Raw genomic sequence first — 12,569 nt, forward strand, 5'->3', positions numbered from 1 at the left:
TAGTATGACCAGCTATTACATGAGGTCGTAGGTTTTAAGTTTTTTGCGTAAGGTACCACGATTGAGGCCTAATATCTGCGCGCACTTGGTTTGATTGCCTCGAGTCTGTTCAAGGACGACGGACAAGAGTGGTCGCTCCATTTCCTTCAAAATAAGCTCATATAATTCAGTTGGCATCTCATCACCTAACATGGCAAAATACTGACGTACCACGCGCTCAACATGCACGCACAAAGGTTCATGCATATGGTTGGTTTGGCTATTACAGTCACCGCTCAAAGACAGCTCTAAATCGTCAATTGCATACTGACCAGCACTTGGTTCACTGTAGTTAGTAAAATTCTCAGAGCTGTGGGCAAAACGGTTGGCAGGGTGTTGTACGTGATGTGCCATAAGGTGATGTCCTTGAAATTAAAGGGTATAAAATAAGAGGTTAAACTCAGCACATCTTAGATGAATAGAGCGGCGCTGCTATATTAGCGCCTATTAAAACACGCCTTGCGCACGCATGCATTAATAAATAGGATTAATACTAATTCTATCAATCTGGTCAGCTGCGACGGGTATAGTGAACATGAGTTGTTTATGACCTTCGGCGACCAGCTGATTTTGCGGGCTCAATAGATAGTCGTCTGGCATGGCGATAAATTCTCCAATGAGCACATTTGGACTGTAAATACTCACTTTAAGGCTGGGCAGCAGTTGTGGCTGTGAACTCGTATTATTCAAGGTGCCGGTTACATCGCTAAACGTGTTCGTAGCGCTGATCCTACTGGCACTATAATTGAGACCAGTAACTGTCATGGTTGTCAGATCTGCACTGGGTAAGCTACAGGCTGCTATAGCACATACTGTTTGTAAGCGCTCGGCATGAGCGGAGTTCTTAATCAAGGTGTCCAAGTTAAAAATAACATACTGGGCAAAAAGTAGGAGCACTAGTACCAAGCATCCCATAGTCCATAGTAATACGACAATGGAGGTTCCAGTCTCCATTGGTGTGGACTGCATGTGTATTCGAGTGTTATTAGCATATTTTGGGTCGATCTTAACTTTGACTTCTTCATTAACAGGACCCTCCCTGTTGAGTAGCAATTGTGCCAAATCAGTCTCAGGTTGGCCGCCATCTTCAACATCGCTTTTGTCTTTTAGCAGCTGTTCTAGCCATACATTTTCAGCAGTGTTAGGAACACTGGCACGAATATCAGTAGTAACTGTATTGATAGCGGCATCAGTGTTGACTACAAGGTACTCGTTCACCAAAAAGACTTGTTGGCAATGATTACAGCGTACTGTGGTACCTGCTTGATTTAACTGAATCCTTTGTAAGTTAAAACAAGCATGACAATGGGGGCATTGGGTTTTTATTGGCGTGGTGGTCATATGATTGAATCCAAAAAGGTATGGCCTTCAATACCGCGTAGCCACTCAGCAAACGTTGCTTGTTATTTTCAACCCAACTATTTGCGAGCATTATACATTCTCATCCATGAGCAATTATAAAGTAGCATCGAACACGCACATTTTACGTTGTTTCCCTATCGTAACAGATGTAAATGAATGTTTCTAGCCTGTAAATGTACCAGATAAGCGCTGCCAATGCTGATCCTCTTGGGCACTAAAAGCATGCTTAGGGTCAAGTGCAAAGTAAGGCTGATAGGCATCACTGACTTGCTCCGTTTGCGACTCAATGAGTCCTGCTAATACAATGCGTCCTTTGGAGGCGATTAAGGTGGCGAAATAAGGCGCCAAGCCGATGAGAGGCTTGGCCAAAATATTAGCGACAATAACGTCTACTGGCACGATATTGTGCTGCGAGCAGTAGGTAGTAAAGTCTTCAGGCAAAAATGCTTGCAAGCGATCTTCAACATGATTACGTATGGCATTTTGATTGGTAGCCAATACGGCTTGCGGGTCAATATCTACCGCATAAACATGGCGAGCGCCCAACAATAACGCCGCAACGCCCAAAATACCTGAGCCACAACCATAATCAATCACTACCTTATTACTTAGATCTTGTTCGGTCAGCCAATCAAGACATAAACGGGTAGTCGCATGGTAACCGGTACCAAAAGCCAGTCCAGGATCCATAATAATATTAGTAGCATCAGGATCTGGAGGGGTCAGCCAGTTAGGTACAATCCATAGGTTGTTAGCACACTTAATAGGATGATAATGGGTCATCCACTCGCGCTCCCAGTCTTTATCCTCAACGGCAGTCAGCCAAATACGGCTGGCTTGCACTTGGGCGGCAATTTCATGGCCCAACTGCTCAACCACTTGCTGGCTACCCACTTCAGTGGTGGCATCAAAAAGCCCAGTTAATATTACTTCATCCCATAGTGGCGACTCTCCCGGTAGGGGTTCAAATAAGGGCTGATCACCCGCATCATCCAATGCAATAGATAATGCACCGGCCTCTAATAACAGCGTTTCTGCTAAATCAACGTTTTCTTTTTCACATTGTAAATGCAGTTGTTGCCATGCCATAACGATAACCTTAGATTGAAATAAAAAATAAATAGGGGTGAATTAAAAAAACACATGCTGTATCGGCATTCTAAACATGATGGCCGATATTGAATAGCTAAAAGCCTAGCGTAATGCCTGCTGCGCTTCGCGAATCACACGCGGATTGTTCTGTAGTTGTCCTGAGCGCAGAATAATTTGCCACAACGCACGGCGACGACTGTTGTCTTTTGAGACATTGAGACCTCGCCGTGCCATGGCTTCTGCCTTGCGCGGTTGGTTTTTTTTGAGTGCTACTTGTGCCGAATAAAAATACACCGCCGATGACTTGGGTGCAAGACGTTGCGCACGGGTAAAACTGCTTTCGGCAGCCGTTAAATTTCCTGCCTTGAGCTGATTAATACCGGACTGCATCAAGTTTTGAAATGCGGGTAGCTTACTGTTATTAGCAGTCGCTTGACGAGGTTGTTGCTTAGAGTTTTGCCGTGCACGCTCCAACAGTTCATTATGTGACGGCGATGTTGGCTGTGCCGGTGGTAAAGTAGGCGGCCTTACTGGCGTCGGCATGGTGATGTAGTCCTCGCTAGAGGGCGTAGTGACAATCATACTAGGCGGCGCAAATATTGGTGTTTGTTCTATTATAGGATCTGGCGTAGCGGACGGCTCAGGTGGAATATAAGGCTCAATAGGGAAGTCGTCTTCGTCAAGGTCTTCGGCAGAATCTCCATCAAGGTCTTGGTCAATGTAGTCGTCTTCGCCCTCATAATCATTACTGTCGACCGCAGGGGCCTGACGCACAATCGTAGTGACGGATGACCCTGTTGTTGTACTCGGCACAGTTTGACAGGCGTTTAAACTTAGCATAACCAGTATGGTGCTAGTCACAAGCACGGTTTTAGGTAGCAGAATCTGCTTGATAGATCCCTTGTTCATAGTCCACCTTTGCTTATATGATACAGTTTGATGTATAGACGACAGCATGTTAAAGCCCTTTCTTAAATGTCAAAAAACAACCCTAAAACCATTCTAGTGCTCGGTCATACCAGGTGTCGGCACGTTTTTGAGCGTCATTATTGTTTGGTGTTTCACTGTTACTTTCAATAGTAGTTTCTTCACCATTTGGGTTGTCTAGTCCCTCGCGGTTACGCTGTTGCTGCATAGAATCTTGTCGATTTGGCCTCTGCTCGCGTGCGCGATCCTGCTGATACAAGTTGAGCGCGCAGCTACTGGCCTCTTCTGGTAAGTAGGCTGACATGACGGGTAGGTAGCGGGCATCGGCACAGCGCTCGTTGGATAGTTTGCCAGAGTTGTTTTCAAGCCACAGCCATTCAATACCCTCTGGCTCTGGTAAGGCCACCGGAGTGAGCCTTAGTCGCTTCATATAGTCAACCCATACCGGCAGCGCGCCAGTACCACCGCTGAGTCCAATTGGTTTATTGTCGTCGCGACCAACCCATACCACGCTCACATAGTTACCGCTGTAACCGGCAAACCAGGCATCACGATAGTCGTTAGTCGTACCCGTTTTACCAGCGAGATTCAGATTACTACCAAGCGCTTGAAGGCCTCTACCAGTACCGTTTTTGACCACTTGCTGTAAGGCATAATTGGTCAAATAATTGGTCTCAGGTGGAATGCTACGCTGGGTGTTTAGTCCAGTACGCTGCAAAATTTGCCCGCGATCATCAATCACCGTGCGGATACTATGAATCGGCGTGCGAAAGCCGCCAGTAGCAAACACCTGATAAACACCAAGCATATCCATCGGACTTAAATTGACTGAACCTAGCAACACTGAAGGATATGAAGGGATTTTTTCTTTTACACCCATGCGTTGTAATTGCTTGGCAAAGGTGTCGATCCCAAATTCCATTCCTAAGCGTACAGCACTATGATTATAAGATTTTGCAAGGGCAGTGGTTAACGGAACAAAACCATGATCACGATTGTCGTAATTATTAGGATTCCATTGACTGCCGTCTTTTAAGTTTACCGTTATCGGCGAATCATCGACCGAACTTGCTAAGTTGTAACGACCGCTTTCAAAGGCAGTCATATAAATCACTGGCTTCAATAATGAACCGACTTGACGTTTGGCATCGACCGCACGGTTAAAGCCGGTAAACTCGCTACCACTACCCACCACAGCGACCAGCTCACCCGTTTCAGGGTTGGCACTGACTAACGCCCCTTGTAACTCTTTGGTTTCATTACTACCGCGACGTAACTCACCCAGCTCTTTTTCAACTGCTTTATCTGCCGCTAATTGAGCAATAGGGTCGAGCGTACTGATAATGATCAAACCTTCGTTTTTGAGGTCATCTGAATAATAAACGTCGTTCAGCTCGCGTTTGACGATATCCAAAAAGTCAGGAAATTGGCTCTTGCCTTCCACCGGCTTATCAACCACACCGAGCGACTGCTTTATTGCAGCATCATAGCCTGCTTGTGACAGTGTCCCCACTGCTAGCATATTATTGAGTACAACGTCACGACGTGCTTTGGAGTCGTTTGGATTGCGGCGAGGATTGTAGACACTAGGGCCTTTTGCCATACCGACTAGCATCGCTTGTTGATCTAAACGCAGCTCATTAAGCGGTTGATCAAAATAGAACTGTGATGCTAGGCCAAAACCATTAATAGAGCGATTGCCATTTTGGCCCAAGTAAATCTCGTTCAGATAGGTTTGTAGTATTTCATCTTTGCTATAATGCAGCTCTAGTAGCACCGCCATCATTGCTTCATTGGCTTTGCGCTTTAATGTGCGATCAGAGTTTAAGTAGAAGTTTTTGATCAGCTGCTGCGTGATGGTTGAGCCACCTTGCCTAGCGCCACCAGTGAAGTTATTAATTACGGCGCGAGCAATACCACGTACTGAGACCCCCTTGTGTTCATAAAAACCACGATCTTCAGTCGCTATCAGGGCATCAATCAGTGGCTGCGGTACCTCGTCTAAAGAGACGACCATCCGATCTTCGTTACTGTCTGGATAAATACCACCAATACTCACGGGCTCAAGGCGAATGATCCCGGTCTTGGCAGGTAAGGTACTTTGGATCGACTCAACCTTATTACCAGCAATGGTCATTTTGATGACTTGTTCTTTATCCACATCATTGGCGCTATAGGTAAAGCCGCGGGTATGGATAAAGTAGGTGTTACCCGATTTTCGATAAGTGCCGGTGCGATCATAGGCCTTATCACTACTATAATTGAGCAGCTCAAGCCAAGTCTTCATCGTATCTTTGTCGACATTGGCACCTTGATACAGCTCGAGTGGCTGTGAGTAGACTTTGGCAGGAATGTCCCAGCGTTTGCCCTCAAACTTATTAGTAATAGTGCGGTCGAGCTTGACTAAATACAGTGTCAATAGCACCATGCCGGCAATAACGATAATTAATAAGATACTGCTAAACACCAAGCCTCGCTGCTGCGAAGGTAGGGTGTTTACGGCAGATGTAGGCGACTGTGGTAGCTTAGAACGAGATTTTTGCACTGATAACGCACCGTTTTAGAATAAAAAACTGCCTCATAATGACGCAAATTGACAAAATTTTCAATCTATCATCATCAACGGCCGCATTCATTCGCTATTTATGAGTAGGGTTCTATGAAGGTGTATACTGAATAGCAATAAAAGTCAGCAAGCTGTTTATTATCAAACAGCTTAAGTGTTGACCAGTGTTCAACCACTATTATATGGATAATTACTAAAATTATTAGGCTTTTAATGTGGTGAATGACTACCATATAAGATAGCAATCTACGATACTCATCGATACGAATTATAACGATGTTTTTTATGCGAATTATCAGCTGTCACCCAGTCGATAGCAGGTTGGCCTAAGCTGAATTCAACATAGCCAATGTTAAAGCAAGCCTGCTTAAAGGAAATTATATCTAACATGTCCAGCGCCTTGTCCTCAACTGCCTCTCATTACGACGACCTCTCAATTACTCAGGGGCTAGTGCTGCCACCAGCCGGACACTGCTTTCATTGCGGTGATCCGGTACCACGCCCACCCTTTTATACCGAGGTGCTTAGTAGCGCGCGTGAGATGTGCTGTATGGGCTGTCAGCTGGCGTCGCAAAGTATCGTTGAAGCGGGACTTGAGCAGTATTATCTCGATCGCTCAGAGATTAACCGTACTGCAAGTTTGCCCACGCAGATGACCAACCTTGAAGCTTATGATCATGATGAAATAAAATCACAGTTTGTCTACGCACAAGACGGACTGTCAGTCGCCGAGCTGTCAGTAAATAATCTACGCTGCGCCGCTTGTACCTGGCTGATAGAATCGCGGTTGTATGAAATTGAGGGTATTAATAAATGCCAAGTCAATTTGACCAACCAGCGTATGCGGGTGATCTGGGATGAAACCAAGCTGCCGATTAGCCGTATCTTGGCCGTGATTAATGCGATTGGTTATGAAGCCAAGCCCTACCGTCAAGACACCCATGAAGCGATGCTAGCAAAGCATACCAACAAAATGCTATTACGATTGGGTATCGCCGCTTTAGGTGCGATGCAAGCGATGATGTATGCGGTCGCCCTATATTTTGGTGAATATAGTGGCATGCTGATATTACAGCGTGATTTTTTGCGCTGGGTATCTTTGTTTGTCAGTATTCCGGTGTTCTTTTATGCAGGCGTACCATTTTTTACTTCCGCCTGGTCAGCCATTCGTGCTCGCCAAGTCAATATGGATGTGCCAGTAAGTGTGGCGCTGATAGTGACATTTTTTGCCAGCCTTTACGCGACTATTACCGGATACGGGCAGACTTATTATGATTCGGTCAGTATGTTTATTTTCTTCTTGCTTGCAGGGCGTTACATTGAGCACAATGCGCGACTAAAAGCGGCAACTATGGCCAATGACTTGGTAGTGGTAGAGCCGGTCCTAGTACAAAAGATTGCGGAAGATAAAGCAGCGGCTGAGCTTATCTTGCAGCAGCTTAAACAGTCCGCTGCTAATACGTCCGACAACGATACCCTTGATGCACCCGACCATGAGCTCAAAACCGAAAATAAGCCAGTTGCTTTATCCAAAAATTTACCTGTTGCTCAAACTACTAGCGTATCTACTACTGTCAGTAGCTCACAAAATATAAACGCCCAAGACCTAAGTTTTAAAGCTATCAGCCCTCAAACCGATACACCGGTCGCTACTATGCCAAACTTTATGTCAAAGATGGAAGCAAGCGTGCATGAAGTCACTGAGCGCATTGCTATTGCGTGGCAACAAGCCAGTATTCAAAGGTCAGCAGCAGCAGAACAAAATAAGTGCTCGAATCAAAGTCAGACCCCAGAGCAAAATCGTCTTTCTAGACAAAGCAGCATGGTGACCGCTCAAAGCTTACAAGTGGGTGACATTATTATGATTGATGCTGGGGCTGAGATCATCAGCGACGGTATCTTACTTAGTCCAACGGCAACCGTGTCTCAAAGCTTGCTGACTGGTGAGGGTGACTTGATTATAAAAAATCAAGGCGACTATATTATTGGTGGCGCGCAGAATGACAGCCAACCGTTTGAAATGCTAGTCACTGTGTTACCAGAAGACAGTCAGATTGGACTGATTGATCGGTTAATGAACCGTGCGATGAGCGAAAAACCCAAGCTAGCCCAGCAGGCAGATAAGCTGGCACGTTGGTTCGTGGCGCGGATTTTAGTATTGTCGGTATTGGTATTTATTGGCTGGTATATCGTTGATCCGAGCCAGGCAATCTGGGCAACAGTTGCCGTCTTAGTAGCTACCTGTCCTTGCGCCTTGTCTTTAGCCACTCCTATCGCCTTAACAGTATCGACTAACCGCCTGGCCAGCTATGGCTTTTTGACCACTCGCGGTCATACTTTGCAAACTTTGGCCGAAATTACCCATGTGGCTTTTGATAAAACCGGTACGCTGACTTATGGTAAGCCCAATCTATTAAATATTGAATTGCTAGCACCCAATAATGCTCCAACGACTAAGGCTACCACAGAATTATCAGACCAAAAAGATAAGGTATTATCAATAGCCGCTGCTCTAGAAGTAGGCAGTCGTCATCCAGTTGCTCACGCGCTGCTGACAGCGGCTTATCAGTTGCATCTACCAGCAACCCAAGCTTTGGAGCATTATCCAGCAGGCGGCGTAGAGGCGATGATTGATGGGGTACTATACCGAATAGGTCATGTTGATTTTGCTTTAGATAGAATGGCTGATAATGAGAGTGATGGCACTGACGACATCGACAGCATTGACCGTATAAATGCTAATGATGATCTCAATCCAGATTTAGTGGCGCATCGTGCCAGCTCAGCTGTGGTATTGTCTTGTCGTCAACCCTCGTCACAAGCTAATACTCATACTCATGATGAGACGCTAGCAGATTCATGGCAAGCACTGGCCTGTTTTTACTTCAATGATAAGGTGCGTGATACCGCGAAGCCCATGTTGGACAAGCTAAAAGTATTGGGTATCGAGTCAGTAATGTTGACTGGTGATCCAAGCCCGCAGTCGCTAGTTGTGGCGGAGTCTTTGGGCATACAGTCAGCATACAAGGGTCTATCACCCACGGCTAAGGTCAACCATATCCAACAACTACAAGCGCAGGGCGCGGTAGTACTGATGGTCGGTGATGGTATTAATGATGCCCCGGTATTGGCTGCTGCTGATGTCTCCACTTCAATTGCTGGGGCGGCTGATTTAGCGCAAGTCTCAAGCGATAGTATTATCTTAAATGGTCAAATTGAAGCTATTGTAGCTGCTAAGCGTATCGCTGATAAAACCGAACGGATCATCAAACAAAACTTCCGCTGGGCACTGGGCTATAACGGCATTGTGTTATTGCCAGCCATATTTGGCTACGTACCGCCTTGGCTTGCGGCCATTGGTATGTCGCTTAGCTCTTTGCTAGTGGTGTTAAATGCGTTACGTCTAAAACGTGCCTAGTTTGTGAACCGTTAACCACCTACTCAACTTTTAATCATAAAAAACCGCCTGTCACTATTATTAGCAACAGGCGGTTTTTGCTTTTTAGAGCGAAAAGCTAAGCAGTAGCAGCTTTTCAAAACAAGTTTCTACAACCACTGTCGAACTAGTCTTGTAAGTAGCTTAGCAGACGCATAAATTCAATATACATCCATACTAGGGTGGTAAGGATGCCGATACTGAACAACCATTCGTAGTCTTCAGAGATACCCGCTGCTACGCCGCGGTCAATATTATCAAAGTCTAATAACAGCGTAAAAGAAGCGATAACGATCACAAATAGGCTGAAGCCAATAGCAATGGCACCACCCTCAAACAAAAACGGTAAGCTAGAGCCAAACGCTAGTGACAGTACCCATTGAGCGACATAAACCAACATAATAGCAATGATAGCTGAGGTCATGATTGAGCGAAATTTCTCAGTGACTTTGACCAGACCAGAACGATACAGTCCGAGCATCACCGCTGCAGTAACGAAAGTTGCACACATGGCAGTGACTGGCACGCTTGGATACATTCTCATAAAGAATAGCGAGATACCGCCTAAGAAGATGCCTTCTAGCAGTGTAAAAGGTATCGCTAAAGTTTTGGCTTTTTGTGGCTTAAAAGTAATATATAACGCTAGACCAAAGGCGGCGAACATGCTGCCAAAGGCAGCCATAGTAATAAAGCCTTGTGATAGACCAGTCATAAGAGCATAAAAGAAAAAGCCCACACCAGTAGTGGCAGACAGCCCCAATAATAGACTGGTTTTCTGTATTACGCCTTTGACGGTCATCGGCTCACCACCGATCGCAAGTTCTGCGCGACTGACAATAGGATTGGCCATATATGTGTCCTCAATAAAAAATATAAATGAAATAGATGATAGATACTTTAGCAAAATTGCTATTATTGTCAACGGTGTTTACGTGACTGTATTCAAGGGCTAGCGCTACTATTTAACCCGTTATTCACCCACTCATAAAGCAACGTCCAGTAGCAGCACTAGTGTGTTAATAATTCAGTCATAAAGTGCACCTCATAGCTTATATATAGGGTTGATTACGACAGTTAACAACGATAATTAATAAAACATGCTAGTTTAACGGCTCGTTTATCGCTATTATTGTCATATAATTTTTATCATACAATTATTGTCAATTATCCTAAGTTATGCCGAGTCGTTTTATGGAAAACTCAGCGCAGTCAGAAAGATTGCCACATTTACATGAATCAGAGCTGTTTCATGCCATCAAAAACCCCGCTTTTCGTCGTATTGGTCTCATGGGCCGAGCAGGAAAACGTAGCGTGACCCAAAGTTTGGTCCAGATTGCCCAAACCATTAATGAGATGGGCCTGACTTTGATCATGGATGTGCAAACGGCTCATCTACCCACCCTAGATCTTACTGAAATAGAAAAGGTCAAACTCGTCAAACGCAGTTTGATTGGCGAGATTTGTGACCTGGTCATTGTGGTAGGCGGGGATGGTTCAATATTACATGCTGCCGAAGCGTTGGCGCGCTATCGAGTACCCGTACTTGGTGTGAATCGCGGTCGTCTTGGGTTTTTGGCGGACGTGAAGCCTGATGAAGCGGCGTTCAAATTACGCCAAGTATTGATGGGTGACTATCAGCTGGATCATCGGTTTTTGTTGACCATGGAAATTCGGGAAGGTCGAAAAATCATTCATGAAGATATGGCACTAAATGATATTGTCCTACATGCTGGCAAGTCGGTACATATGATTGATTTTCAGATGAAAATCGACGGTCAAGACGTCTATCGTCAGCACAGTGATGGTTTGATTGTGGCTACACCAACCGGATCAACCGCCTATGCGCTATCTGGTGGTGGACCGATTATTCATCCCAGCATGGATGCCATTTGTTTGGTTCCCATGCATCCGCATACTTTATCAAGTCGGCCGATTGTGGTCAGTGGCAACAGTGAAATTAGTATTCGCATTCACGAGGACAATCGTACTCAGCCTATGGTTAGCGCTGATGGCAAGCAAAGCGTGCCGCTAGAGCAAGAGCAGCGCTTGTATATCCGTAAGCATCCTGACAAGCTAACCTTACTACATCCACCAGGTTTCGACTTTTACGAGGCCTGCCGCACCAAATTGCACTGGAACGTACATGCCGAAGAGTTCAGTCTTGACGTTGATGATGATATTATAGACGAAGAATAAAGGTATTATATATAATATAAAAAATAGCAGTGGAGAGTAAGCAGCATGGACAAACAAACGATATTAGCAAGCTTAACACCTGAGGTAGTCGATAAATTTCGCATGGCTATTGAGCTGGGAAAATGGCCTGATGGGCGAAAATTGACGGCTGAGCAGCGTGAAACCTGTATGCAAGCGACGATGATTTGGGAGCACGAACACTTAACACCTGTTGAGCGTATTGGGTATATGCACAAGCCAGTAAGAGGTGATGGCTCTATCGTTGGCGCTGAGTGTGATGTTGAGCACGAGAATCAATATCCCAATATGCCCAACCCCAAAGGCGCCATTCAGCCAGTAAAATTCCGTGATAAATAAAGCGCTGCATTAGTCGTCATTTATTATCGAGTCGGATTGCCAACAATTTAGGTGGTTAGCCGTTTAAAAGATCATAATTCCTAGATTAATGAATATTAGAGTATAGAATAACAAAAGAGCCACGCTATCAATGATAACGTGGCTCTTTTAATCTCGCTCATCAATATTAAATAAATTGATAACACTAAGATTGATTCAAAGAATATTAAAGCGCCTTAGTCTTAACGCTGGTATGCATAGTCAACGGGTTTTTTTGCATCAAAAAACCTTGCCAGCCCCAATGTAAAAAGTTACGAATATTGGCATGATCAGTACCATTTGGCGTTGCCTGCACTTGCGCATAATGCTCACCAAATAGTTTCAGGGTATCCAGTTGGCTTAAACCATGGTGTTTAGCAAAGCCAAAAACCTTGGCGCTACCTTCATTTTCACCAGCGGCATTGTTCACCATGCCATTGGTAAAGGAGGCGGGCGCATAACGATAAAAATCATCGATAAAACTAATGACATCGTTGAATTTAATGGCTTTTTTATTCAAACCATTAAGTAGAGCTGATACATCTGATTGGCGAATACTCATAAGTAAGTGACCTC

At 44.9% G+C, this 12,569-nt stretch carries 10 protein-coding genes; 3 read left to right on the forward strand and 7 right to left on the reverse strand.

Translation table 11 applies throughout. From position 1 onward, the window contains the following. Window positions 1-15: 15 nt before the first annotated feature. The 5 genes from fis to mrcB form a co-directional block, all read right to left on the reverse strand. Window positions 16-279, reverse strand: a complete 264-nt coding sequence (gene fis / locus RCH20_RS06155; protein ID WP_442793109.1) for a DNA-binding transcriptional regulator Fis — start codon at window positions 277-279, stop codon at window positions 16-18. Between the two features lie 234 nt (window positions 280-513). Next, complete coding sequence (locus RCH20_RS06160) at window positions 514-1,380, reverse strand: DUF3426 domain-containing protein (RefSeq protein ID WP_327192950.1); 867 nt, start codon at window positions 1,378-1,380, stop codon at window positions 514-516. A gap of 183 nt (window positions 1,381-1,563) precedes the next feature. After that, window positions 1,564-2,490 (reverse strand): 50S ribosomal protein L11 methyltransferase, encoded by a 927-nt coding sequence (gene prmA / locus RCH20_RS06165; RefSeq protein ID WP_327192951.1) that lies wholly within the window; start codon window positions 2,488-2,490, stop codon window positions 1,564-1,566. Window positions 2,491-2,595: 105 nt separating this feature from the next. Continuing rightward, window positions 2,596-3,402, reverse strand: coding sequence for a tetratricopeptide repeat protein (locus RCH20_RS06170; RefSeq protein ID WP_327192952.1), 807 nt, complete (start codon window positions 3,400-3,402; stop codon window positions 2,596-2,598). 82 nt (window positions 3,403-3,484) lie between these two features. Further along, entirely contained in the window at window positions 3,485-5,965 is a 2,481-nt protein-coding gene (gene mrcB / locus RCH20_RS06175) for a penicillin-binding protein 1B (RefSeq protein ID WP_209957959.1), read from the reverse strand. 409 nt (window positions 5,966-6,374) lie between these two features. Between mrcB and RCH20_RS06180 the strand changes: the two genes are divergently transcribed. Beyond that, window positions 6,375-9,404, forward strand: coding sequence for a heavy metal translocating P-type ATPase (locus RCH20_RS06180; protein ID WP_327192953.1), 3,030 nt, complete (start codon window positions 6,375-6,377; stop codon window positions 9,402-9,404). Between the two features lie 145 nt (window positions 9,405-9,549). Here RCH20_RS06180 and RCH20_RS06185 read toward each other — a convergent pair whose 3' ends face one another. Beyond that, the gene (locus RCH20_RS06185; RefSeq protein ID WP_209957955.1) at window positions 9,550-10,272 is read right to left on the reverse strand and encodes a Bax inhibitor-1/YccA family protein; all 723 of its coding nucleotides are present in this window, start codon (window positions 10,270-10,272) and stop codon (window positions 9,550-9,552) included. Between the two features lie 341 nt (window positions 10,273-10,613). Here RCH20_RS06185 and RCH20_RS06190 point away from each other — a divergent pair, with 341 nt between their 5' ends. Together RCH20_RS06190 and RCH20_RS06195 are read left to right on the forward strand one after the other, a co-directional pair. Continuing rightward, complete coding sequence (locus tag RCH20_RS06190) at window positions 10,614-11,618, forward strand: NAD(+) kinase (protein ID WP_327192954.1); 1,005 nt, start codon at window positions 10,614-10,616, stop codon at window positions 11,616-11,618. Window positions 11,619-11,663: 45 nt separating this feature from the next. Next, window positions 11,664-11,975: a YeaC family protein gene (locus RCH20_RS06195; protein ID WP_209957951.1), complete on the forward strand. Its 312-nt coding sequence runs from the start codon at window positions 11,664-11,666 to the stop codon at window positions 11,973-11,975. Window positions 11,976-12,180: 205 nt separating this feature from the next. Here the strand turns inward: RCH20_RS06195 and RCH20_RS06200 are convergent, their stop codons facing one another. Next, entirely contained in the window at window positions 12,181-12,555 is a 375-nt protein-coding gene (locus RCH20_RS06200) for a HopJ type III effector protein (protein WP_209957948.1), read from the reverse strand. Window positions 12,556-12,569 lie beyond the last annotated feature (14 nt).

The sequence above is a fragment of the Psychrobacter sp. PL15 genome, assembly GCF_035984995.1.
GTDB lineage: Bacteria > Pseudomonadota > Gammaproteobacteria > Pseudomonadales > Moraxellaceae > Psychrobacter.